Origin of the sequence: Cyanobium gracile UHCC 0281, assembly GCF_034931305.1 — a bacterium.
In the GTDB taxonomy this organism is placed as follows: Bacteria; Cyanobacteriota; Cyanobacteriia; order PCC-6307; family Cyanobiaceae; genus Cyanobium; species Cyanobium gracile_A.
In genome coordinates, this window is the sequence record NZ_JAYGHY010000051.1 from 1 (window position 1) to 21,315 (window position 21,315).

A 21,315-nucleotide genomic window follows, 5' to 3' on the forward strand; every position below is an offset into this window, starting at 1 on the left:
AAGACCGCACAGCGCACTGGGAGGCAAAACTCCCCATGAGGTCTACACTGAGACCAAACCCTGTTCCTCCCGCCCGGAGTTAACGATGTCAGGGACCGAATCTGTCCAATAAAAGCCATCCACCTCATGGAGTCCTTGCGGCCAGGTGATGGCAAGCGTTGGATGGACCCTGCCGCCGGTAGATGGCTACCATGTAGGCAAGTAGGCAGATCACAATGGCCAGCCGGATCGGAGTCCTCACAGTTCCAACGCGCTATGAGGGCCTTCTCGACTCTGTTGGCCAACAGCAGATTGGGCAAATATTGTTAGAGTCGGAGCCTGATCTAAACGCTGTAAGGTCTGCGTTAGTTGAAGTTGCCAGTGCCAAACAGGGCAAACTACTATTTCTACTTGGCTCTACAGGCACAGGAAAAACTACTCTTGCAGCGTCGACCCAGATTTACCTAGCGAGCCATGTCTCTGCTGTTTTATCACCACCACCTGACTATGAACTTGCCCTATCTGAGCTCCCTGCATGGTTGCACAAAAACATCAATTCTTCTGACCGTCAAAAAGGAATTGTCGTTGTCAATCTAGACGGTCGAGAGTTGCCAGCCATTGATGAAGCTGCGAGGCAAGCTGCGATGGTCAATTTAAACGCATACTTTCGGAGAACCAGCAATCTTCTCGCTGTCTGGCCAGTAATCAATCGCCCGTTTGCCAATGATCTGATTCGCTTGCTTGAGGAGGTAGGGGGGCGAAGCGCATTGGCTCAACAACCTGTCCATGAACTGGTTGGAGTACCAAAGGAGCGCTACTATGATGCTCTCAGCTTGTTGCTAACAGCTACAGGAAATAGATTAGAAGACGCGGCCATTACCAGAGAAGAAGCTGAGTCACTGGTTGAAACTTCGGAGTCAATTGGTGACTACATGAGGCAAGTCAATGATTTAGTTGTCTCGCGTTATGACATTGGTGAACTCGGGGCCAGTCTGCCGCGCTTAAGCATTGTTGTTTCATCTAACGCTGATTCAGCTGATTCATGCAGGATGCTGCGGAGAGGAAGCAAGTTCTTGGTTGATCCTGAACGCTTGCTACAGTTCAGCCGAGCAAACGTAGCTGACGACTGGCGTACTTCTGGAAAGAGAGATCCACGTCACAGCCTTCCATTTATAACCAGCTTGTTTGAGGTGAAGCTACTAAACTTAACAGGAAGCATGGTGGTAAATGCCTGCGCATTTGCTGATGACGCCGCCATTCAAGCGGAGGTTAGGAAAAAATATCCAAATCCAGTCAAGAGGAATGCTGCAAACACACTAAATCGAAGCTCGTTGGTCAGATCACTCAAAGGCGAAGAGGATGTAGGACCTGCGGGAGGTGCAATTTCACAGGGCGTCTCGGATGCATACAAAGATCTTCAGAAGTTTTCAAAGACAGCACATAAATTGATCAATAAGTCAATCGTGAGAGTGATAACCGACGACCTTGAGATTAACTTGCCTGACTTGAGATACGAGTATCAGCCCCATCAAAACGAAGGTTTACAAGTGGATTGCTGGTATCAACGTGACGGAAGGCCTGAAACTCTTGAATTTACGCATAGATTAGCTGACGAGCTCTCACCGGCATCCATTTCATCATATTGTCTCGGCAAGATTCGGGATTATGCAAGAGATTACGGACTGATTTAGTTTTTGAGGCCATCCAACATCATCATTCACCCGTCCCGCGCCATCATCTATCTGTTTCAGCGAAAACTTCTGCGGGCGGGTGATGATGAGCGTTAGCCGAATCTCTGGGAAGGGTGCCTGGATAGGGGCCGAGAGGGATGGATGCGCAAAAACCAGGGTTTTGGCTAAAGTGGAAAAAGTCGGTATGAAGACATGAATTTCACGTTGGAGTGTGAACAAGAAATCGACGGACGTTGGATCGCCGAGGTACCTCAGTTGCCTGGGGTCCTTGCGTATGGAAGTTCGTCTGCCGATGCGATGTCGAAGGCCGAAGTATTAGCCCTTCGTGTTATCGCAGATAGGCTTGAGAATGGTGAGTCCGAGCCAATCAGCATCCAGTTTTCGCTTCCACTCCCTGCATGAGCAATTGGCCCTCAGCCAAAGCCAAGAGGGTATTGGCAGCCTTGCAGTCTATTGGCTGGAGAGTCAAGCGCCAGTCAGGATCTCACAAGACTCTTGAACATGCAGACTATCCAGACTATATCTTTGCATTCCATGATGGCGAAGAGATTGGCCCCAGGATGATGTCTCGAATTGCCAAGCACACCGGCCTTCAACCAGATGATCTGTGATGCTGACTGCAAATCGGCTAACAATGCCATACACCTGAGCCGCTCCCTAATGGTCTCTTTTGGTCTTCCTGGCAATTGGCGGCCAGGTGATGGCGAGCGCTAGGCGGCCGTAAGCATCAAGTTAGCTAGCGTGGAAATCTATGGAGCAACAAGATGACCTACATATACGATTCAATAGACGCGTGAACCACGTCAGAATCGTCTAACATTCGAAATAGCTGACGCACCGTAGTTTTTGATTTTCTGTCTCCATGGCCCCCCAATGCCAAAAATGTAAGAGCAAGTCGGTCGTCTACGACCGAAGTCTTGGTGGCCGGGCTGTCTGCGCAGTCTGTGGAGCGCCAATGAGTAACACAAGCAGGAAGCCGATAAGCCACCAAAGTCATTCCCAAGCGACGAATCGCGGAAAATGGAAGCCAGCGAGACTGCAAACCTATTCCAAGCCAGTAACTCAGAGAGCAAGGAAACAGCGCTTTCCCGTTAGGTCTGCGATTGCATGGTTGCTTCCAATAGGCCTTGTGGGATGCTATCTCTATCTGATGGGAAATCCAAGGGCTGTATCCCATTGGCTCGCTCCATACAGCCCATCCAGTAGAAATGCTTGGTGGATCAAGACGCCTGCTGACATAGAGCTACTAATTGATCAAGCCAAAAAGACTGACAGGGAAGCAGTTGACCTGTCAGTTCACAGAACAATTCGTGAGTTGGTTCCACGCTTACAGGATAAAGGAGTACGTCTTCTGATCACCGACAAGGTGATGGAACATGCCGGTGGCGAATGGGATCCTGGTACGGCCGAAATCAGAATACGTCCTTCTACTGTATCAATGGGTAGCAGAGTTCTGGCTGAAGCTTTGGCTCATGAAACAGCGCATGTGGCTCAGTCTTGTAGGGCTGGTGGACTTGGAAAGAATAGTGAGCCGATGGGAATTCAGGTAAACACTGCAGAGGTGTTCAAGCATCAGCTTGGCTCACCCCTGTACAAGGGTGAGCCGTCCAGTAAGGCGATTGAGTTGGAGGCTTACTCGGTAGGGGCAAACCCTCCTTGGGCCATCCAGTTATTGGATCACTTCTGCAAAGGCTGAATCACTAAGCCCGGATATCTCCTGATGTCGAGTCTGTTGTGATATGAGTTGACTTTTCTAAAGCTTTTCTGTAAGGTATTTCTGGCTTTGCTTGAATAAATCTCACTTTTGGCTTGAAGTTTCAATATGACATCCGAGGATCGCAATCGACGCATGAAGTGGCGGCCCAATGTTCCCCGATGGTGGATATCCGATTTCAATATGACCCATCGTGATGAGACGAAGGAGCGCAGTGCAGTCAATTCCAAGGCCAACCAGCTCACCGGGGCCAATGGTGATGATCTTGTTAAGAGCGCAAATGTTCAACTCTTTCGCCAGCGGCTGTTAAATCTTCAAAAGACCTGGTCTGGCTCTCAGCGACAGCAGGCAACTTCACTGAAGCCAAAAAGGTCAAGCCCTGATGATTTAGAAAAATACCGATTGAAGCGGAACGCTAGGCGTAGAATTATCGAAGAGCAGACCAGTCGTCTCAATCGTGATATCCGAAGACTTCAAATCGCATTTTCGATACTGATCTGCCTGATTGGGCTGTTGTCCAGTGGTATCCTAGGGCTGCTCGTCGGTGCGGGATTTGGTCTGCTCATCGTGTCGCTTCGCCTGAGACTGTAGGACGCTAGAAATCCCCCTTGATGTTGAAAAAGCTGGCCAGGCCCCAGCGGCTGAATCTGCATGGTGGCCTTGCGATTGCCGCTGCGCCAAAGGAACAACCATGCTTTTCGGGCGTGTATGTGCCATGCAAATACGGATACTCACTGCACAAGTCGCGGTCTGACTTTAGAGAGATTTGGATTATCTCTTCTTCGACTCAAAAAGGCGTGGCTGGGACTTTCCCATTGTGCCTTCTACTCTCCAGCCTCAGGACACAGCGGGCGGAAATCGGATTTAAGTCAATGTCGTCGTGTAGAGCCCGCCGCTAATCTTCAACGATGTGACCAAGCCCCGAGCCCCGGCCGGCCCACCCTCCACCAATGCCAACGGCCCCAACACCGTGGGCATCGACGTGGGCGGCCCCCGCAAGGGATTCCATGCCGTCGCCCTCACCGGCGGCGCCTACGCCGCCCAGCTGGCCACCAGCGATGCCGAGGCCCTCGCCCACTGGTGCCGCTCCGTGGTCCAGGCGAGCGTGACCGCCATCGATGCCCCCTGCCGCTGGAGCACCGATGGCCGCGCCCGGCCCTGCGAGCGGGAGCTGAGGCTGCAGGGGATCATCTGCTTCGCCTCGCCCACCCGCCAGGCCGCCGTCGCCCACCCCAGCGGCTACTACGACTGGATGCTGCGCGGCGAAGCGCTGTACCGGGCCCTCGAGCCCAGCCATCCGCTCGCCACCATGCTGCCGATTGGCGCTGGGCCCTGCTGCTTCGAAACCTTCCCCCACGCCATCACCTGGCACCTGCGCGGCGGCAACGCCCAGGCCTCCCAGAAGCGCACGCAGCGCCGTGAGTTGCTGCAGCAGGCGGGCATCGACCTGGCAGCGCTCACCTCCATCGACTGGATCGATGCCGCCCTCTGTGCCCTCACCGCCCACCACGCCGCCAGCGGTGGCGCCTGCGTGGCCTACGGCGAACCGGAGACCGGCTGGATCGTGGTGCCTGGCTAAACCGCCGGGGCCTCGGCCCCGCGGCTAACGGAGATCAGCGCGCCCACCAGGCCGAGGGCGGCCGCCAGGCGAAAGGCCAGCTGCTGGGCCCCCAGAAAGGCCTCCAGCTCGGTTCCGCCCAGCCGTGCCCCCACCTCCCCCGCCAGGGCGGCGTCGGCACCGGCGGCGCCCTGGCCGTGGGCGAGCAGGGAGGCCGCCAGCGCCGTCCCGATCGCCTGGCCGAAGTTGCGCGCCGTCGACAGGAAGCCGTTGGCCACGCTGAGGGGCTGCGGCGGCACGGTGTTGAGCGTGGCGCTGTTGTTGGGGGGATGGAAGAGCCCGCCGCCCATGCCCAGCAGCACCAGCGGCCCGATGATGCTGGCGACGGCGGCGTCCGGACCCAGCCAGGACAGGCCCACCAGGCCCGCACTGATGCAGAGCATGCCGGCCGTGCTCAGGGTCCGCGCCCCGGCCCGGTCCCCCAGGCTGCTCACCGTCAGGCTCGTGGCGGTGAGCACCAGCTGCGCGTACAACGGCAGCAGGAAGTAGCAGGCCACCGCGGCCACGAAGTAGAAGGCGGCGGCCACCGAGCCGCAGGTGTAGGCCCGCGAGCGGATCAGGCTGAGCGTTAGCAGCGGTTTCGGCCGGCGCTGCTCCACCGCCACGAACAGGGCCAGAGCCGCCGTGCCGCCCATCAGGATCGCCAGGCTGGCCGCGTTCAGCCCGTCCTGGGAGAGCTGCTCGATCACCAGGAAGGGAGCGCTGGTGGCCACCACCGCAAGCAGGGCCCCCGTCCAGTCCATGGCGGTGCGGTCCTGGCTGCGGGGGCGGGCCTTGAGGATCCGCAGGCTGAGGATCAGTCCGGCCAGGCTCACCGTCAGGATCACCAGAAACAGGGAGCGCCAGCCGAACTGGCCAATCAGCAGGCCGCCGAGCACCAGCCCCGTGACCTGGGCCAGCGCCAGGATCGAGGCGTTCACCACCATGGCCTTGCGCCGCCCCTGCTTCGGAAAGACGGCGGTGATCTCGGCCATCACGTTGGCCAGGACCAGGCCGCCGCCCACGCCCTGGAGAACGCGGAAGCCGATCAGGATCTCCACCGTCGGTGCCAGCGCGCACAGCACCGACGTGACGACGAGGACGCCCATGCCGATGACGACGATGCGCCGGCGTCCCCAGATGTCGGCCAGGCGTCCGGCCGGCAGCAGGGTGACCGTCACGGTGAGCAGGAAGGCGACGATCACCCACTTGAGAACCGGCAGCCCGACACCGAACTGTCGCGCCATCGCCGGCAGGGCCAGCGTGACGATGAACCCGTCCATGTAGACAACGAAGTTGCCGCATTCCACGGCGGCCAGGGTCCACCAGCGCTCGGGATGGGCCGGTGGCGCCGCCCCCGGACGCTGGACGGCGGCGTTGGCTTGGTCCATGGGCGGTGCTGCCCTGATCTCCAGATGGCCTGCAGATACTGGCAGCGGTGCTGTGCTACCGGCGTGAGGTTCGGCCTTGAGCGGACGGAAGGACCTCAATCGAAATGCCCATTAAGGTGCCCTGATGGACATTTCCGTGACCGAGTTCCGTGCCCAGTGCCTGGAGTTGATCCGGCAGGTGGAGTGTGGTGGCGAGGTGGTGGAGATCACCCGCCACGGCAAGTTGGTGGCGCGCCTCATGCCGCCGATCGCGCGCTCCGCGCAGGGTCCCCAGCCATGGACGACCCTGCGCGGTTCCGGAGAGCTGCACGCTGAGCCCGAGGAATCCGTGCTGGAGGCCCAGGCCATCCGCAACAGCGGAGTGATCGGAATCTGGAAGGGGACCAGGACGTAGCTCGGTTTTTCCTGCATTGGACCCCGTCAAAGGCCTGCTGTGCTTCCCCAGAAGACCGATACGAGCCTTACCGGCAGTGGCTACGGCTACCGGCGCGCCGATGGCATCGCCGTGATGCCGCTGGGAGAGCTGGGTCCTTGAATAGCCAGCAGGCCAAAGAACCGCCCACTCCAGGAGCCAGTCCCTTGCCCTATGTGAACGTTCAGATCACCCGAGGTGCATCGCGGCAGCAGAAGGCCGAGATCGTCAAGGACATCACGGATTCCCTCGTTCGTGTGCTCGACAAGAAGCCCGAGCACACCCATGTCGTCATCCAGGAGATCGACGACGAGAACTGGGGATTCTCCGGGATGCTCACGGACGACTGGAAGGTGGCGCAGGCGGGGACATCCAGCGATGAGCGATAGACCTGCCACTGATTGGGAGGCAAGGTTCCAGGCCAGCCGGGAGCCCCAGGTGAAGGTGCTGGAGAAGTTGTTTGCGGGCATCGCCGCGGGTGCCCGGATGCTGGTCGTCACCCCTCGGATCGTCGATGCGGCGGTGTGCGAAATCGCGCCTGGGGCCGTGATGGCGGCGGCGAACCTGCGTCAGAGACTGGCCGGGCGGCATGGGGCCGACTACGCCTGTCCGGTCACGACCGGGATCGCCCTTCGGGTCGTGGCCGAGCGCTCCTACCTCCGCCTGCAGGCCGGTGTGGAGCAGGTCACGCCGTTCTGGCGCGCGCTTGACCCCGACAGCGACCTGGCGGGCAAGCTGGTCTGTGGCCGGGAGTTCCTGCGGCGGATGCGGTCGGCCGAGGCGGCGCCCCCGCGCACCGGTCAATGAAACCCAGGGTCTTCGGAAGGCGGCTGCCTCTGTGGCGCCATCCGCTTCCGAGCCACCGGTGTCCCGGAGAGGCCCCACACCTGCTCCTGTGCCATCTGTCGCAGGCACTCGGGCGCGCTCACGCTCACCTGGGTGGAGTTCCCAGCGGCGAACGTCGCGTGGATCGGCCCTGGCGGGCGGCCCGCCACCTGGCGTTTCTCCGCCTTCTCCAGCCGGGCTTGCTGCCGCACCTGCGGCACCACGATCGGAGCCATCGACGACGAGCCGATCATCGCCCTCGCCACCGGCGCCTTCGACAAGCCCCAACTCAAGGATCTGGCTCCGACGGCCCACTCCTATGTCTCGCGCAGGCCGCGGTGGTGGCATGTCGCTGCCGAGGCCAGGGGCCGCCGGGAGGACTGATGTCCGCGGCGGGGCAACGGATCGCTCGGGCCATGGCCGATGGCTGCTGTGGCGATAGGCATGAGCGGGACCCTGCCTGGTCTAGTCTGGTCTGGTTGAGTCGCCCGTCGCCATGGTGTCCCGTCCCAGCCGGGTGGTGAACATGCTCGAAGCGAAGACCCACCTCTCCCGGTTGGTGGAGGCGATCGAAACCGGCGCCGAAGCCGAGGTGGTGATCGCCCGCAACGGCCGACCCGTCGCACGACTCACCAGCCTGCAGGCCCCGGCGCGACCCCGCCGGTTGGGCCTCGCCCGCGGGCAGTTCGTGGTGCCCGAGTCGATCGATGGCGCCAATCCCCTGATCGCCGATCTGTTCGAGCAGGGCTGATGCGCCTGCTGCTCGACACCCACACCTTTCTCTGGGCCATCACCGATGACCCGAAGCTGGGGCCCCTCAGCCGTGAGCTGATCACCAGTGCGGCCAGCGCGGTGTTTCTCAGCCACGTCTCGCTCTGGGAGATCGCCATCAAGCACACCCTGGCCCGCGGCGACATGCCCCTGTCAGCAGGCGAGGCCATCGCCTGGGTGGAGCCATCCGGCTTTGCGTTCCTCCCCATCGACCTCCCCCATCTGCTGGCACTGGAACAGCTGCCTCTGCACCACCGCGATCCGTTCGACCGTCTCCTCGTTGCCCAGGCCATCAGTGGCCCCCTCACCCTGCTCAGTGCTGACGCGGCGTTCACCGCCTATGGCTGCCCTCTCCAGGATGCTCGTGGCTGAAACGGCCGCTCCCGTTCATCCTTCACGATGATGGCCGGACCCTGTATGTCTCTCGGAGAAGCGGTCGATCGACCCGCCCTCGCTGACGCCTGCCGCATGGAACCAGAAATCGCCTCACTCGAAGAGCAGCTCAGAGAGGCCATGCTCGCCTCCGATGTGCCATCGCTTGAAGCCCTGATCTCTCCGGATCTTGTCTTCGTCAACCATTTCGGCGTCGTGCTCTCCAAGGAGGAGGACCTGGCGCTGCATTACTCCGGCGCCCTGAGATTCCATCGCATCGATCCATCCGAGCGACGCATCCTGATGCTGGAGCAGGCGGCCTTTGTTGGCGTTCGTGTTCACCTCTGGGGTGTGTTCAACGGTTTCCCTCTTCAGGAGGATCTGCGGTTCTCCCGCCTATGGCAGCGCCATGCCAGTGGCGCCTGGCAGGTCGTCGCCGGCCAGGCCACCCGCGTGCAGACTTCGGCCCCACCCCCCTCCTGATCGTTTCCCCCATCGGCCCTGTGCAACCCGCTTCCGTTCGCCCAGCCACCTACGCCGACCTCGAGACCCTCGTTCCGCTGTTCGACGGCTATCGCCAGTTCTACGGGCAGCCGTCTGAACGGCATCGTGTGCGCGAATTTCTGAACGAGCGGCTGACGCAGGGGGATTCGGTTCTCTTCATCGCCGAAGCCGATGGCCGGGCGGTGGGTTTCACCCAGCTCTACCCGTCGTTCTCTTCGGTGTCGATGGCGCGGATCTTCATCCTCAACGACCTCTTCGTGCTGACGGAGGCCAGGCGTTCGGGAGTGGCCCGCCGCCTGCTGGAGGCCGCCGTGCGCCATGGCCGCGAAGCCGGCGCCATCCGGCTCTCGCTCTCCACCGCCCTCACCAACACCGCCGCCCAGGCCCTCTATGACTCGGCCGGCTGGGAGCGTGATGCGGTGTTCTGCGTTTATCAGCGAGCCCTTGCCTGATCCGCGCCGCAGCAGCCGCCAGGGCCGCTGAACCCGCCGGAGAGACGCTGCCGGAGCGGGAACGGCCGTGGTAATCGTGCAGAGTCGCCCGCAGGGGTTTTCCGCATGAAATCAGGCAACACCATCCTCGCCACGGCCGCCGCGGCCGCCGCGATCGGCCTCTCCTTGCCGCTCGCCGCCCATGCGATCGATCCGGCCTATGCCAAAAAGCTTGAGAAGTCTGGCTGCACCCAGGTCACCGAACTGCAGGGCTGCGACATCAACAAGACCAAAGAGCAGAACGCCAAGGCCGGATTCGGTACGGCGGGCACAGCCGTGTCCCCCTATGCCGGCCAGTGGGTCGCCAGGAATGTGGACGGACGCACCGTCTCCTCCATCCGTATCGATGGGAAAAACAAGGTGTTGGTGAACGGCAAGCCCGTGGCCAGCAAGCTCTCCGATGGCGCTCTGGTGTTCAAGTCCGGCTTCATCACCTACACGATCCAGGGCGACCCGCGGATCACCAACGAGAGCAGCTGGTTCGATACCGACGCCAAGACCACGGGCCCGATCCGTCGTCAGTGATCCGCCCTCCGCGAACGGGGCCTCAGAGGCCCTGCTCCCGGACATAGCGCTGCATGGCGTCCTCGGCCTGGGTCACCTGGGCCGGAGTGCAGGCGGAGGTCTTGCTGAACTGTTTCCCGGCCTTGTTGAAGTTGACCCGGCAGGCGCCCTCAAACTTCACCTGGCGGATGCCCAACAGCAGCTGCACGATTTCGGGTGGCTTCGCTGCGGGCGCGGTGGGTGTGGTGCTGCTGGCTTCCTTGCCGTAGGGGGCTGTATCCCAGAAGACGAAAATCGACTGGTTCTCCAGCCGGTACACCTGGCCGCGGTTGGCGTCCAGCATCTCCCGCTTGGCCGGTTCCCCGCGCTCATCAAAGTAGGCGTTGGGGGTGCTCTCGTTGGGCTTGAGCTCGATCCACTGGCCGCCCTTGAGCTCGATGCTGACGAATCCCTGCCGCTGGGAGAAGGTGCACAGCCCGGAGAAGGTGGCCTTGTCGTCCCCGGCGGGGAAGACATCGCAGCGGGCCTGCACGGTGTCGGCCAGCGCCGGCGCTGCCGCCACCACGGAAGCAACGCTCAGCAGTAAGGCGGCAAGGACCGAGAGTCGTCTCATTGGCAGGATTGGTACTCTTCTGAATGCACCCATCGGACCGGGAAACGTCGTTACTGAGCCGATGCAGATGGCATCCACCGTGATGGTCATGGCGTCGCTGTCACAACCCTGTCAGGATCTCGGCCTGGATGGTCTGCAGCGGCATGGCAGGACTTCAGCCCCATCGCACCTCCTCCATGCCCGTTTGCTGCCCGACAAGGCCCCAGGTAAAGATACCGGCGAAGCGCCAGGCCCGCCAGCGCTGGCTGGCCCCGCTGCTGCTCGGCGGCAGCCTGCTGTTGGCCGGCCCGCGGGCCCTGGCCGATGGGGAACCCGCCAGCGTCAGGGTGCAGACGCTGGTGAAATCCACAGAGGCATGGAACGGCATGCCCCTGCCCGCCTATCCCAGCGGCGAGCCGGAAGTCACGGTGCTGCACATCACCATCCCGCCGGGGGAGAAGCTGCCCATGCACATTCACCCGGTGATCAACGCCGGCATGCTGATCCGCGGCCAGCTGTTGGTGATCAGCGCGGCGGGCCCCAGCAAGCAACTGAAGGCGGGGGACGGGCTGATCGAGATGGTGAACCAGCCCCACTACGGCACCAACAACGGCAGCGAACCCGCTGAGATCGTGGTGGTCTACGCGGGGGTGAAGGGGAAGCCGGTCACCGTGCTCGAACCGGCCGCCGGCGCTTCCCGCTGAGGGTGTGCGGGGATTCGAGTCCGTGATGGGAGTGAAGGTGCACTGCAGGCGTCTGCCTCGGTAGGGCTGTGGTGTGTGGATTGGCGACCTCGATGGATGTCTCCGTGCTCGGAGCAGGTCTTTACAGGCTGTACAGCGTCCGTTGCAGTTCGGATGCAGTCCCCCATGCTGCAGGGAGCCGCTTCTGCTTGCTGGCACACGACTTGCTGGGCATGCCGCTGGCCCTCGCCAGAGGAGAACTCGCCCGACTACGCCAGCCACTACGGCACTGAACCTTCAGAGACCGTCTGTGGCCCGCCCCAGCTATCAACGCTGTGGCAGGGGCGAGGCTGAGATAGGTCTAGGGTTGACGAAGCATTTGGCTTTACCCCTGGAAAGCCTTGGTGATGGCATGGGAACCATGATCTGCCAGCGAGCGAATAGACTTTCTGGGACTTGGAATACGATGGGACAAGGTGAAAGTGTTCCTGGACAGGCTTGTGTCTCTGGCTTTCGCTGGAGGTGTGATTGCGTTCTCGGTGCGATTCTGTTCCGGACATTCTCCGGGGCTAATTGATTCCGTTGCGAAGCCTGGATGCTTGGTCAAAGGAAATGTTTCAATTGGCTCAGGTAAGAAGCTCTACCATGTTCCGGGAATGGAGGATTATGAGATCACGAAGATCAGCCCTGATAAGGGTGAGCGATGGTTTTGCTCTGAGCAGGAAGCGCTCGTTGAGGGATGGTCAAGGGCTCCCAACTAGCCCGTTGTCATAGCGAATGTCCTGCTGACGCCCTTCCATCATTGGCTGGCCTCCTGGGCACCTGTCTTCTGGCCAACGCGATTGCTCGGCTCTCCATCCTCCATGCCGTGAATCGTTACGGTGACCCGGCAGCCAAGGACCTCCCACGGCAGGACTTCAGCACCCGGTACAAACGTCATCGCTTGTGAAGCATGGGAGCGTCCATTGTTCCTTCTGGCGATCAAGATGGAAGCAAATGATGATTTCTTCTGGACTCTTTTGATTGTTGATATCCGAAGGAGTGTTGATGTTCGCAACTTTCATCTAGGATCGCGAAGCTGATCAACGGAGAGCACCGATGGTTCCCAGGAACACGATCTGCCTCTGGTACGACGGCACCGCCCTGGAGGCGGCCACGTTCTACGCCGAAACCTTCCCCGACAGTGCGGTAGGAGACATCTTTCGGGCGCCAGCCGATTTCCCGTCCGGCCGGCAGGGTGATGTTCTGACAGTCCTGTTCACGGTGGCCGGCCTTCCTTGCCTGGGTCTTAACGGTGGCCCGTTGTTTAAGCACAGCGAAGCTTTTTCGTTCCAGATTGCCACCGACGACCAGGCTGAAACCGATCGTCTCTGGAACGCGATTGTCGGCAATGGCGGCGAAGAAAGTGCCTGTGGATGGTGCAAGGACAGGTGGGGTCTGTCGTGGCAGATCACACCGCGCGCCCTTACCGCCGCCATCGCCGATCCGGATCGCGCCGCAGCCCAGCGTGCGTTCGAGGCGATGATGCAGATGACCAGGATCGACATCGCCGCGATCGAGGCCGCCCGCCGCGGGTAGGGTCTCTCGGCTGCGCCGTCAGCCCGCGCCCATGCCCCGTCAGCCGATCGTGATCCTCGGGGGCTTCCTGATCAGCCCGGAGGCCTATACGCCGATGGTGGCGCGGCTGGAGCAGCTCAGCGGCCAGCCGGTGCGGCTGGTGGCGGTGGGCAAGGCCGAATGGCTGCTCACGGTCTTCGCCTTCGCCTGGGCCCGGATCCTCGATCGGGTTGCCACCACGGCACAAGATCTGGCCTGTCAGTCCCCCACCGGCAAGGTGACGCTGATCGGCCACAGCTCCGGCGGCATCATGCTGCGGTTGTTCCTCGATGACGCCCCGTTCCAGGGGCGGCGCTACGACGGCAAGGCCCTGGCCGACACCCTGGTGATGCTGGGCAGCCCCCACACAGCCCTGAAGGCCACGGTGTTGCGCCGGATGGTGGCGGAGCGCCTGCCGGGCTCCCCCTTCGCCGATCGGGTGCGGTACGTCTCGGTGGCGGGGGATCTGGATTTAGCCGCGGCCTCCCCCATGGCCCAGCGCCTCGCCCCCACCGCCTACTGCAACAGCACCGGCGACGCCCACGACCGCGGCGACGGCCTGGTGCCGGTGGCCTCGGCCCTGCTGGAGGGCTCCACTCCCCTGGTGTTGTCGGGGGTGGCCCATGGCGGCGCCTTCGGTCCCCGTTGGTTCGGCAGCCCGGAGGTGGTGGAGCGCTGGTGGACAGCGATTCCCGGGCTGGCGCTGCATTGAATGTGCTGCAGACCCGCTTCGCCTCAGGCGTCGGGGTTGTGCCTGTCCAACGCTTGCCAACAAACGCCGGAAGGGCTGCCCCCAGCAGGCATAGAGTTGCTTTGGAGAGAATCAGAAGAGGGCGGATTGATGCAGATTCAGATCAACACCGATCACAACATCGAGGCCGATGATCGGCTGACCGAAGAGGTGGACGCGGCGGTGAGGGGCACCCTGGGGCATCTCAGTTCCTGGCTCACACGGGTGGAGGTTCATCTCAGCGACCAGAACAGCGACCAGAAGTCCGGCGGCGAGGACCAACGCTGCCTGCTTGAGGCGCGTCCCTCCGGCCATCAGCCGATCTCCGTGAGCCATCAGGCGGCGACGATGGAGCAGGCCGTCGACGGTGCTGCCGTGAAGCTGAAGCATGCCCTCGACAGCACGATCGGGCGCCTGGACCCGCGCCAGTGAATGGCATCCGGGCGCGGTGCAGGTCCGCCGGCCTCGTTCACGGTCAGTGAGCTCGCCAGCAACGACGCCGAGACGATCCGCACCAGGTAGGCCAAGATCACGATCCCGCTGGCGCGGGTGGTGGTCACGATCGTGCTAGTGCCCGGCCCGGTGGCCAGCACCTGGAACACCTTGCTGCTGTGGCGCAGGCGCTGCTGGCGGGTGTGAGCGGGCCACCAGGCTCAAGGTGAGCCAGGTGAGCAGGGCGATCGCCAGCAGGTAGCCGCCCAGCAACTGCAGCAGCGTTGGCGTCAGCAAGGCCGCCAGAAAGGAGCGTCCCAGATCCAGCCGGCTCTTCACCACCATCACCTCTAGGCCGTCCTCCTGGAAGGGGAGGCTGAAGCGTTAGCGCTACAGGCGGTCGGGCGAGACGTTGATGCAGCCCACCGCCATTTCCAGCCGCCCCTCGCGGTTGCCCTCCAGCATCTGCCGCACCGAGGGCCACTCCGTGACGACATAGGGCAGGTGCTCGAGGGTGGCCACCCGGTTCACAGATCCACGGCCAGGCCCCCCCACCCCCCACCCATACACACCGGTGCCGTCGACGCCCTCGGCTGGCCCAGGGCCAGGCAGAGGGCGAGGCACCAGCCCAGCAGCAGGACCCGACTGCGCTTCGATGCTCGTCTGGTGCTTCGCCCTGCAGGTTTGGGTGCGCAAGCCCGTTGGGTTGGGTTGCCGCAGGGGAGTCGCCTCTGAGAGGAGAGCGAGAACATGAACGAAACAGATCTTGTATTCATGCTAAATCTGAACAGACTTTGTCGATCGACAGGAGAAAAGTCTTGAACGTTGGAGATACCAGTAGAGTGCCAGGGGAATCGATGGCTGAGGTGCGCCAGTTCCCGGGGAATGAGACTCTGCTGCTAACTGCATATCTGATCCCATTCGTGGTCGTGCTGGTACTGCAGTTTGTGTATGCATTGAGCTGGAGTCCTGGCGACTTCGATACGGCAAAGAGTTATCCAGCAACCGAATGGCTCATTAATTACCAAGGCGGATTTTTGCGCAGAGGCCTGCCTGGAAATCTTCTCTTCCTGCTCATGAGCGTACTGCAGATGTCGCCAGTGGTGCTGACACTTCTGCTCTCGACAGGGCTGTTCTTGATCTTTTGTTGGTACCTCTTTGCGTCTCTTCGGGGTATGTCGCCGCGCTGGCTTCTGCTCACCGCTCCATTGCTGGGATACCCTGTCTATGTTGATTATATTCTTGGCAGAAAGGACGTCTTTCTGGTCCTTCTTCTGGCTCTATGCCTGCGTCTCGTGGTTCGAGGTGGTGATCAGTGGTGGTGCCCTCTTATGGTGGCTCTGATCATGACTCTTGCAGTTCTCAGTCATGAGTCGATGGCCCTTGTTGGCTTGCCAGCCTTGGTAGCCATGATCTTGCTGAAAGCTCTGGCTGACTTCCGTGGACCGTGGATTTCCATTGTCATGAAGGAATGCCGCAAGTGGAGTTGGCTCATTGTCCCCGTCATGGCCATTGGTATTTCACTTCAACGGAAGGGAACCCTTGCTCAGGGCCAGCAAATCATCGACTCGCTGCGCTTTTCATTGCCGCCTGCAGCGCGCTACTTCGGGGCACCTGGAGCTATCGGTTGGATTGGGAGGCCTGTTGAGCTATACGTTTCTGAAGCCCATGAGGCACTTGGCAGGTTACATTTCGGTGTTCCGACTTGGATCTATTTGATTGCTATTGCTGGTTCTGGAATTGTGTTCATCGCTTCGGTGTTGGCGTGGCGTGATGATGATGTTGGAGTCTTTTTTCTGCTGGCTTGTTTGTTTCAGTTGGCTGCCATCATGCCGTTGTTCTACCTTGCCAAGGACCATGGTCGCTGGCTGTCAATCTCTCTGCTGACGGCGTTCATCATTACGATTGAATCGACAGCTTCGATGCGTGCATTCTGTTCTTCGAGGCTATTGCGGCCGTTCTCTTCTTTCTTGCATTCAGTGCCCCGACCACTGCCTCCGATTGGTCTTGCATTCTGGGGGGTCCCAATTGGAATCTCGAGTCTTCACCAGATCATTTATTCGGCTCCGGCAGGGTCACTGCTTAAGGTCTATTTCCTGCTCAGGGTGATGGGACTACCTGACCCGACAAGTCTGTGGCGCCCAGCTGGCTAGGGCGCCAGCCGCGCCCGGTGCAGCCGGCTCTTCTCGTACCAGTCGGCGAATTCCGGCACCCACCGCTGCAGGTGGGGCCACATCAGGTCGCAGAGCTCACGGATCTCCTGCTGGGCATCGAGCTTGGCCCGCAGGTCGAGGAAGTGCAGGAAGGCCCGCAGGGTGAAGCTCACCACGAAGTGCTGGCGGTAGTCGAACGGCAGGATGCCGCGGGCGTGCTCCTCGGCGAAGCCCGCATCGAGCAGGTCGCGGTAACGCTCGGCCGCCGTCCGGCAGAGCTTCAGATCGATGGCCCGCTGCCCCTCGTCGTAGAGGTACTTCTTGCCCTGACGGTCGCTGTAGGGCCCCACCGGCCGCAGGTAGAACACCTCCTCGAGGTCGAGTTCAGCGTTGGCGGCCCGGCGGATGCGATCTCCGGTGTAGCGCATCGAGTTGTGCACCACCAGTCCATTGGCGACGAAGTTGTGCCAGGGCTCCTGCACCTCCAAGTCGTAGGTCATCTGCGTTCCAAGGAACTCCACATTGACGACGGTGAGTGGATGGGCCATCAGCCTCCGTCCAGCAGGGCGAGGCTTCTCCGGCCAGTCGCTGACCGCTGTCCTGGGTGCGAACGCTGCAGCGAAGTCGGCCTCCTGGTGGTGTTTGTGAATGAAGGCGTGACAGGGTTGGCAAAGCGTCACGAGATTGTCCATCTCGTAGCCAAGACTTGGATCCGCATAAACAGGCACCAGGTGGTGTGTATGCAGTTGTTGGTCACCACCTCGTAGGCCACAGCGTTGGCAGGTGTAGTCGAAACGTTGATGAATCTGGGGAGCGATCTGCCGTGTCCAGGCACCGATTAACCCACGTTCAGAAGAAGCACCGCCTTTCCAAAAGTGTGATGCGGAGCCTCGTCGGGTTATCCGTTTAGCGTGGGCACGTCGCGCCGCGCGCGACGACTCAGACAGCTGAAGATTGTAACCACTACGCCCTTGGTTCCAGGGTTGCATGCCCTTCTGGAAACCGGTTGGCCGACGATTCAGGGACAGGCCGTAGTGATAAGTCCACTTCTTGATGGCTTCCACCGAGCAGCCTGCGAGTTCAGCCATCGCATCGGCATGGAGTCCTTCGTCCAGCCTTTGCCGGAGCCAAGCTTGCTGGCGATACAGCGCCGATGGGTTGTGGTTCCAGGGCGTGCTTCCAGGCTGAAAGCGTCTGCTGTTTTCCGCCAGGTGGATCTGATGGCGACGGGCCCAGTGCCGGATCGTGGTGATCGAGCAGCCAGCCCGTTCCGCCATTTCGCCCGGGTACGCTCCGGCCTCAACCTGTTTCTGCAGCCAGCTTCTGTCCCGATAGGCCCCACTGCCTACAGCCACGTTTCCGTTGGCCAGCACCTGCGCCGTGCGGCGGAAGCTGAGCACGCGGCCATCTCGTCCCAGCCTGAGGGCTAGCGCTTCCGCCATGGTCTGCCAGCCACCCGGTGTGAGCAGTCGATGGTTGGCGGTGCAGTCGAGAGAACGACCATCCTCCATCGTCAGCCGGTAGACCGGTTGCAGCCCGCTGCAGACCACATCCTTGATGTGACTGGTCTCGAAGATACCCGTGGCTTCGTTCAGTACCCGCAACCGCATCTTCTGGAGCCGTTTTTGACAGTCGCGTCGGTACGTTCCCGGTGCTTCTCCTTGGCGGCCTCGGATCTGCCGGTGCCTGGTCGCCTTCTCTCCGTTCGTCCAGAGGTCGTGGAGTTCACCGATCCTGATTTTCCGAAGGCCCCCACCGGCATGGAGGAAGGTGATTTCGGTATCTCCGGCCAGACACTGCACATCGAAGCTCACCCCGACGCGATGGGTGCGGGCCTGCTGCATCACCGAGTGGGGGAACCAGCCCACGTTGAGCACGATCTGGGCGTGCTCCAGGGGGCCGTAATGGCCGCGTTCGCCGGCCAGCAGCCGCTTGACGCAGATCTCCCCGGCTTTGGTCTCATCGGGCCACTCGGCGCGGTCGGCGGCCACGAAGCCCTCGCTGTAGTCCTGGTGCATCCCGGCGTAGACGCACAGCTGCGGGTTCGGGGTGGCGGCGATCAGTTCGACCCGGAAGCGGGGATCCATGGGCGGGGATGGGTGGTGTGGGGTGGGGCGATGCGGCGGGGATCAGCCGTGGCTGCGTGGGCCGGCCTGGGACGTGGTCGGGGGACCGATGCCCTCGGCCCCGGAGGCCTCGGCCAGGGTGCTCACGGCCCCCACGCCCGCCAGCTGGGGCAGGGGCTGGCCATCGATCAGGGCGGTGCTGAGGGCCTCGAGTTCAGGGCCACTGCGGGCACCCAGGGAACGGCCCACGGAGCCGCCAGCGGCATCGAAGAACTCCAGCTGGGGGATGCCGTTCACCGCGTAGCGCTCCAGTTCCGGCTGCCAGCGGGGGTTGTCGACGTTGAGCAGCACCACATCCATCCGGCCGCGCTGCTGGCGCTCGATCCGCTCCATCGCCGGTGCCATCGAGCGGCAGGCTTCACACCAGTCGGCGTAGAACTCCACCACGGTGGGTTTGCCGTCGGCCAGGGCCACCGTCAGTTCGGGCGACTGGCGGGCCAGCCGTTCCAGGGGGGCTTCCGGATGCAGGCCGCCCCGCAACCACAGCATCAGCAGCACCAGCACGGCCGCCACGGCCGCCAGAACCATGCGCTCGGTGCGGCCGAGGCTGGAGGGGGGGGAACTGCCCGACGGGGCCATGGACACCAACGACACGAGGTGGCGCCCACTCTGGCAGCGCTGTCCCGTCGGCAGGGACGGAACCAGGGGCTGGCTCGGGACATCGTTGCTAGCGTCAGCGTTCCCGGGCAGGAGCGGTGAAACGGCGCCTCACTCTCCATTTCCCCTCGGAGGCGGTGCACCAGCCGATCACCTATCGCCTCGCCGTCGATTTCGACATCGCCGCCAAGATCCTGCGGGCCCAGATCGCCCCCAACCAGAGCGGCACCATGGTGGTGGAGCTCTCCGGTGACATCGACGAGCTCGATGCCGCCGAAGACTGGCTGGAGGGCCAAGGGCTCGGGCTCAACCGCGCCCCCGGGGAAATCCGCATCGATCCGATGCTCTGCGTCGATTGCGGCATCTGCTCCAGCGTCTGCCCCAGCGGCGCCCTCCAGTACACACCGTCCACCCAGCGGCTGCAGTTCGAGGCCTCCCGCTGCCTGGTGTGCGAGCAGTGCATTCCCAGCTGCCCGCTGGAGGCCATCACCCTGGTGCTGCAGCCATGAAGGAGATGTTCCGGCTCATGCTGCTGCCGTTGCAGGCGCCGATGCTGCTGGTGCTGATGGGGGTGAGCACCTACCAGGGCATGCACTGGAGCCACGCCCTGGACGCTGGCGGTAACCGCATGCAGGAACTCACCACCCTGTTCTGGTCGGCTGAGTGCCTGCAGGCCATGTTGATCGTGTTCGTCTGCACCATGCCCGATCTGGTGATTCGTCAGGTGTCGATCGTGATGGCCGCCAGCCGAGTGGTGAGCCTGGTGGTCACCCTGCTGCTGGTCACCGTCGGTGGCCTCTACCTGCTGCACCTCAACGTGCTGGCCAACGTGCTGATCATGGGCTCGGCGGTGTTGCTGGCCCGGCTGGATCTGCTGCGGGTGCGGGTGGTGCCGCCGCCGTTGGTACTGGCCGGGGTGCTCAGCCTGCTGGTGCTCGGTGGTGCCAACTTCGGCAGGATGCTGGTGCGCTGAATCAGCAGCCCGGTTCGCTGCCTTGCTGGTAGCTCCAGACGTTGCCCAGCACCTTCTTCACGTACAGGCGTGTTTCGGGGTAGGGGATGGCCTCCACCCACAGCTCCGGGTCGCTGCGCAGCTGGGGCTTCACCCAGCCGGCCACGGCGCCGGGCCCGGCGTTGTAGCTGGCCACGGCCAGCAGGGGGTCGCCGTCCCACTGGCGCAGCATCTGGGCCAGGTAGCGGCCGCCGAGGCTCGCGTTTGCGGCCGGCTCCTCCAACACCGTCGCCGGCACCGGCCCGCCGGCCAGCTCGGCGGCGGTGGCCGGCATCAGCTGCATCAGGCCGGTGGCCCCCACCGGCGAGCGCACGGCCGGGGTGAAACGCGACTCCTGCTTGGCCACCCCCAGCAGCAGCTCCATCGGCAGCCCGGCCTGGGTCGCGGCCGCCCGAAAGGCCGCCTCAAAGCGCAGCGGATGCAGGCTGCGCTCCAGCTCCCGCTCCAGGGCGCACTGGTTGCCGTCCAGCTTCAGGCTGGCCTGCTCCAGCAGGCCGAAGGCGGTCCAGTCGTCGCCGACGCCCTGGCGCAGCCGCCCCTCCAGCAGCAGTTCCCGGCCCCCTTCCGGCAGGCGGCGCCCGCGGCGGTGGCGCCACGTTTCCCAGGCCTCGGTGCGCTGATCCAGGCGCCACAGCCGATCGAGCGTCCCGTCACCGCTGGCCAGGGGCCGCCAGTCGCTGCGCCCAGCCGGCGTATGGGGGCCGGCGTCCAGCTGCAGATCCCCCTGGCCCAGACGCACGGCGGCACGCCAGCCGTAGTAGCCGCCCGGATGGCGCCGCAGCAGCGCCTCCCAGGTGGCCCTGGCGGCGGCCTGTTCACCAAGCTGCTGCTGCACAAAGCCGATCCAGAAGCCCTGGCGGGCGGCCAGGGGCGGCGGCAGCTGGTCGGTGGGGATGGCCTCCAGCAGGGTCATGGCCGCCGACCAGCGGCCCGCCAGCAGCCGCTCCCGCACGAGATCCCACTGCAGCGTGCGGCTGGCGGGGTCGAGGGGCCAGCGGCGCAGCAGGGCCAGGGCGGCCGCGTCGGTGGCGGGGTGGGGTCCCTCCCCCTCGGGTTCGGCCTCCAGGATTCGCCGGGCCAGCACCGGGGCACTGTCGCGCCAGCGGGGCGGCAACCGGGCCAGGGCCGCGGCGGCGGCGGGGC

Annotated in this window: 27 protein-coding genes and 3 pseudogenes; 21 read left to right on the plus strand and 9 right to left on the minus strand. The window is 62.6% G+C overall.

What is annotated here, in order from left to right:
- The first annotated feature begins 215 nt into the window (after nt 1–215).
- From VB739_RS12865 to VB739_RS12885, 5 genes are all read left to right on the plus strand, one after another.
- The gene (locus tag VB739_RS12865; RefSeq protein ID WP_323357446.1) at nt 216–1,670 is read left to right on the plus strand and encodes a hypothetical protein; all 1,455 of its coding nucleotides are present in this window, start codon (nt 216–218) and stop codon (nt 1,668–1,670) included.
- Nucleotides 1,671–2,068: 398 nt separating this feature from the next.
- Nucleotides 2,069–2,281, plus strand: coding sequence for a type II toxin-antitoxin system HicA family toxin (locus VB739_RS12870; RefSeq protein ID WP_323357447.1), 213 nt, complete (start codon nt 2,069–2,071; stop codon nt 2,279–2,281).
- A gap of 539 nt (nt 2,282–2,820) precedes the next feature.
- Complete coding sequence (locus VB739_RS12875) at nt 2,821–3,366, plus strand: hypothetical protein (RefSeq protein ID WP_323357448.1); 546 nt, start codon at nt 2,821–2,823, stop codon at nt 3,364–3,366.
- Nucleotides 3,367–3,567: 201 nt separating this feature from the next.
- Complete coding sequence (locus VB739_RS12880; RefSeq protein ID WP_323357449.1) at nt 3,568–3,975, plus strand: hypothetical protein; 408 nt, start codon at nt 3,568–3,570, stop codon at nt 3,973–3,975.
- A 319-nt stretch (nt 3,976–4,294) separates the two neighbouring features.
- The gene (locus VB739_RS12885) at nt 4,295–4,963 is read left to right on the plus strand and encodes a DUF429 domain-containing protein (protein WP_323357450.1); all 669 of its coding nucleotides are present in this window, start codon (nt 4,295–4,297) and stop codon (nt 4,961–4,963) included.
- Here the strand turns inward: VB739_RS12885 and VB739_RS12890 are convergent.
- Entirely contained in the window at nt 4,960–6,372 is a 1,413-nt protein-coding gene (locus tag VB739_RS12890; RefSeq protein ID WP_323357451.1) for an MFS transporter, read from the minus strand. The genes VB739_RS12885 and VB739_RS12890 overlap by 4 nt on opposite strands.
- A 124-nt stretch (nt 6,373–6,496) precedes the next feature.
- Between VB739_RS12890 and VB739_RS12895 the strand changes: the two genes are divergently transcribed.
- The 9 genes from VB739_RS12895 (at nt 6,497) to VB739_RS12935 (ending at nt 10,272) form a co-directional block, all read left to right on the plus strand.
- Complete coding sequence (locus tag VB739_RS12895) at nt 6,497–6,766, plus strand: type II toxin-antitoxin system Phd/YefM family antitoxin (protein WP_323357452.1); 270 nt, start codon at nt 6,497–6,499, stop codon at nt 6,764–6,766.
- 137 nt (nt 6,767–6,903) lie between these two features.
- Entirely contained in the window at nt 6,904–7,173 is a 270-nt protein-coding gene (locus VB739_RS12900) for a 4-oxalocrotonate tautomerase family protein (protein WP_323357453.1), read from the plus strand.
- Entirely contained in the window at nt 7,163–7,591 is a 429-nt protein-coding gene (locus tag VB739_RS12905) for a hypothetical protein (protein ID WP_323357454.1), read from the plus strand. The genes VB739_RS12900 and VB739_RS12905 overlap by 11 nt, the downstream gene beginning before the upstream one ends.
- A 39-nt stretch (nt 7,592–7,630) precedes the next feature.
- Nucleotides 7,631–7,993 carry a GFA family protein gene (locus tag VB739_RS12910; RefSeq protein ID WP_323357471.1) on the plus strand — a complete coding sequence of 121 codons (363 nt, stop codon included), beginning with the start codon at nt 7,631–7,633 and terminating at the stop codon, nt 7,991–7,993.
- 112 nt (nt 7,994–8,105) lie between these two features.
- Entirely contained in the window at nt 8,106–8,360 is a 255-nt protein-coding gene (locus VB739_RS12915) for a type II toxin-antitoxin system Phd/YefM family antitoxin (RefSeq protein ID WP_323357455.1), read from the plus strand.
- Nucleotides 8,360–8,752 carry a type II toxin-antitoxin system VapC family toxin gene (locus VB739_RS12920; RefSeq protein WP_323357456.1) on the plus strand — a complete coding sequence of 131 codons (393 nt, stop codon included), beginning with the start codon at nt 8,360–8,362 and terminating at the stop codon, nt 8,750–8,752. Before VB739_RS12915 ends, VB739_RS12920 begins: the two co-directional genes overlap by 1 nt.
- A gap of 96 nt (nt 8,753–8,848) precedes the next feature.
- Nucleotides 8,849–9,235, plus strand: coding sequence for a nuclear transport factor 2 family protein (locus VB739_RS12925; protein ID WP_323357472.1), 387 nt, complete (start codon nt 8,849–8,851; stop codon nt 9,233–9,235).
- Between the two features lie 20 nt (nt 9,236–9,255).
- Nucleotides 9,256–9,708, plus strand: coding sequence for a GNAT family N-acetyltransferase (locus VB739_RS12930; protein WP_323357457.1), 453 nt, complete (start codon nt 9,256–9,258; stop codon nt 9,706–9,708).
- Between the two features lie 105 nt (nt 9,709–9,813).
- Nucleotides 9,814–10,272, plus strand: a complete 459-nt coding sequence (locus tag VB739_RS12935; protein WP_323357458.1) for a hypothetical protein — start codon at nt 9,814–9,816, stop codon at nt 10,270–10,272.
- Between the two features lie 22 nt (nt 10,273–10,294).
- Here the strand turns inward: VB739_RS12935 and VB739_RS12940 are convergent, their stop codons facing one another.
- On the minus strand, nt 10,295–10,864 hold the full coding sequence (locus tag VB739_RS12940; protein ID WP_323357459.1) for a hypothetical protein: 570 nt from the start codon (nt 10,862–10,864) through the stop codon (nt 10,295–10,297).
- 176 nt (nt 10,865–11,040) lie between these two features.
- On the opposite strand from VB739_RS12940, the gene VB739_RS12945 reads away from it, so the two are divergent.
- The 4 genes from VB739_RS12945 (at nt 11,041) to VB739_RS12960 (ending at nt 14,284) form a co-directional block, all read left to right on the plus strand.
- Entirely contained in the window at nt 11,041–11,547 is a 507-nt protein-coding gene (locus tag VB739_RS12945; RefSeq protein WP_323357460.1) for a cupin domain-containing protein, read from the plus strand.
- A gap of 1,077 nt (nt 11,548–12,624) precedes the next feature.
- Nucleotides 12,625–13,104 carry a VOC family protein gene (locus VB739_RS12950; protein WP_323357461.1) on the plus strand — a complete coding sequence of 160 codons (480 nt, stop codon included), beginning with the start codon at nt 12,625–12,627 and terminating at the stop codon, nt 13,102–13,104.
- A gap of 31 nt (nt 13,105–13,135) precedes the next feature.
- Nucleotides 13,136–13,834, plus strand: coding sequence for an esterase (locus tag VB739_RS12955; RefSeq protein ID WP_323357462.1), 699 nt, complete (start codon nt 13,136–13,138; stop codon nt 13,832–13,834).
- Nucleotides 13,835–13,963: 129 nt separating this feature from the next.
- A complete protein-coding gene (locus tag VB739_RS12960) occupies nt 13,964–14,284 on the plus strand; it encodes an HPF/RaiA family ribosome-associated protein (protein WP_323357463.1) in 321 nt (106 codons plus the stop codon).
- Nucleotides 14,285–14,419: 135 nt separating this feature from the next.
- Here VB739_RS12960 and VB739_RS12965 read toward each other — a convergent pair whose 3' ends face one another.
- Together VB739_RS12965 and VB739_RS12970 are read right to left on the minus strand one after the other, a co-directional pair.
- On the minus strand, nt 14,420–14,629 hold the full coding sequence (locus tag VB739_RS12965) for a hypothetical protein (RefSeq protein WP_323357464.1): 210 nt from the start codon (nt 14,627–14,629) through the stop codon (nt 14,420–14,422).
- A gap of 45 nt (nt 14,630–14,674) precedes the next feature.
- Nucleotides 14,675–14,908, minus strand: a complete 234-nt coding sequence (locus VB739_RS12970) for a hypothetical protein (protein ID WP_323357465.1) — start codon at nt 14,906–14,908, stop codon at nt 14,675–14,677.
- Between the two features lie 233 nt (nt 14,909–15,141).
- Here VB739_RS12970 and VB739_RS12975 point away from each other — a divergent pair, with 233 nt between their 5' ends.
- Nucleotides 15,142–16,437 (plus strand): hypothetical protein, encoded by a 1,296-nt coding sequence (locus VB739_RS12975; protein ID WP_323357466.1) that lies wholly within the window; start codon nt 15,142–15,144, stop codon nt 16,435–16,437.
- Here VB739_RS12975 and thyX read toward each other — a convergent pair.
- From thyX to VB739_RS12995, 4 genes and pseudogenes are all read right to left on the minus strand, one after another.
- Nucleotides 16,434–16,868: pseudogene (gene thyX / locus VB739_RS12980) on the minus strand (FAD-dependent thymidylate synthase); the annotation flags it as partial. The gene VB739_RS12975 and the pseudogene thyX sit on opposite strands and share 4 nt — an antisense overlap.
- A gap of 3 nt (nt 16,869–16,871) precedes the next feature.
- Nucleotides 16,872–17,879: pseudogene (locus VB739_RS12985) on the minus strand (HNH endonuclease); the annotation flags it as partial.
- Between the two features lie 30 nt (nt 17,880–17,909).
- Nucleotides 17,910–18,524, minus strand: a pseudogene (locus VB739_RS16705) (FAD-dependent thymidylate synthase); the annotation flags it as partial.
- Between the two features lie 42 nt (nt 18,525–18,566).
- A complete protein-coding gene (locus VB739_RS12995) occupies nt 18,567–19,142 on the minus strand; it encodes a thioredoxin domain-containing protein (RefSeq protein ID WP_323357467.1) in 576 nt (191 codons plus the stop codon).
- A 116-nt stretch (nt 19,143–19,258) separates the two neighbouring features.
- Here VB739_RS12995 and VB739_RS13000 point away from each other — a divergent pair, with 116 nt between their 5' ends.
- Together VB739_RS13000 and VB739_RS13005 are read left to right on the plus strand one after the other, a co-directional pair.
- A complete protein-coding gene (locus tag VB739_RS13000; RefSeq protein WP_323357468.1) occupies nt 19,259–19,669 on the plus strand; it encodes an NIL domain-containing protein in 411 nt (136 codons plus the stop codon).
- Nucleotides 19,666–20,133, plus strand: coding sequence for a hypothetical protein (locus VB739_RS13005; protein WP_323357469.1), 468 nt, complete (start codon nt 19,666–19,668; stop codon nt 20,131–20,133). Before VB739_RS13000 ends, VB739_RS13005 begins: the two co-directional genes overlap by 4 nt.
- A gap of 1 nt (nt 20,134) precedes the next feature.
- Here VB739_RS13005 and VB739_RS13010 read toward each other — a convergent pair.
- Nucleotides 20,135–21,315, minus strand: a 1,181-nt coding sequence (locus VB739_RS13010) for a lytic transglycosylase domain-containing protein (protein ID WP_323357470.1), incomplete at its 5' end; no start/stop codon positions are given.

Excerpts from the sequence above, each read along its gene's own strand:
- VB739_RS12865 (WP_323357446.1), top strand. The coding sequence starts at position 216 with ATGGCCAGCCGGATCGGAGTCCTCACAGTTCCAACGCGCTATGAGGGC.
- VB739_RS12870 (WP_323357447.1), top strand. The coding sequence starts at position 2,069 with ATGAGCAATTGGCCCTCAGCCAAAGCCAAGAGGGTATTGGCAGCCTTG.
- VB739_RS12875 (WP_323357448.1), top strand. The coding sequence starts at position 2,821 with ATGGGAAATCCAAGGGCTGTATCCCATTGGCTCGCTCCATACAGCCCA.
- VB739_RS12880 (WP_323357449.1), top strand. The coding sequence starts at position 3,568 with ATGACCCATCGTGATGAGACGAAGGAGCGCAGTGCAGTCAATTCCAAG.
- VB739_RS12890 (WP_323357451.1), bottom strand. The coding sequence starts at position 6,372 with ATGGACCAAGCCAACGCCGCCGTCCAGCGTCCGGGGGCGGCGCCACCG.
- VB739_RS12895 (WP_323357452.1), top strand. The coding sequence starts at position 6,497 with ATGGACATTTCCGTGACCGAGTTCCGTGCCCAGTGCCTGGAGTTGATC.
- VB739_RS12905 (WP_323357454.1), top strand. The coding sequence starts at position 7,163 with ATGAGCGATAGACCTGCCACTGATTGGGAGGCAAGGTTCCAGGCCAGC.
- VB739_RS12915 (WP_323357455.1), top strand. The coding sequence starts at position 8,106 with ATGGTGTCCCGTCCCAGCCGGGTGGTGAACATGCTCGAAGCGAAGACC.
- VB739_RS12920 (WP_323357456.1), top strand. The coding sequence starts at position 8,360 with ATGCGCCTGCTGCTCGACACCCACACCTTTCTCTGGGCCATCACCGAT.
- VB739_RS12925 (WP_323357472.1), top strand. The coding sequence starts at position 8,849 with ATGGAACCAGAAATCGCCTCACTCGAAGAGCAGCTCAGAGAGGCCATG.
- VB739_RS12935 (WP_323357458.1), top strand. The coding sequence starts at position 9,814 with ATGAAATCAGGCAACACCATCCTCGCCACGGCCGCCGCGGCCGCCGCG.
- VB739_RS12940 (WP_323357459.1), bottom strand. The coding sequence starts at position 10,864 with ATGAGACGACTCTCGGTCCTTGCCGCCTTACTGCTGAGCGTTGCTTCC.
- VB739_RS12945 (WP_323357460.1), top strand. The coding sequence starts at position 11,041 with ATGCCCGTTTGCTGCCCGACAAGGCCCCAGGTAAAGATACCGGCGAAG.
- VB739_RS12950 (WP_323357461.1), top strand. The coding sequence starts at position 12,625 with ATGGTTCCCAGGAACACGATCTGCCTCTGGTACGACGGCACCGCCCTG.
- VB739_RS12955 (WP_323357462.1), top strand. The coding sequence starts at position 13,136 with ATGCCCCGTCAGCCGATCGTGATCCTCGGGGGCTTCCTGATCAGCCCG.
- VB739_RS12960 (WP_323357463.1), top strand. The coding sequence starts at position 13,964 with ATGCAGATTCAGATCAACACCGATCACAACATCGAGGCCGATGATCGG.
- VB739_RS12965 (WP_323357464.1), bottom strand. The coding sequence starts at position 14,629 with ATGGTGGTGAAGAGCCGGCTGGATCTGGGACGCTCCTTTCTGGCGGCC.
- VB739_RS12975 (WP_323357466.1), top strand. The coding sequence starts at position 15,142 with ATGGCTGAGGTGCGCCAGTTCCCGGGGAATGAGACTCTGCTGCTAACT.
- VB739_RS12995 (WP_323357467.1), bottom strand. The coding sequence starts at position 19,142 with ATGGCCCCGTCGGGCAGTTCCCCCCCCTCCAGCCTCGGCCGCACCGAG.
- VB739_RS13005 (WP_323357469.1), top strand. The coding sequence starts at position 19,666 with ATGAAGGAGATGTTCCGGCTCATGCTGCTGCCGTTGCAGGCGCCGATG.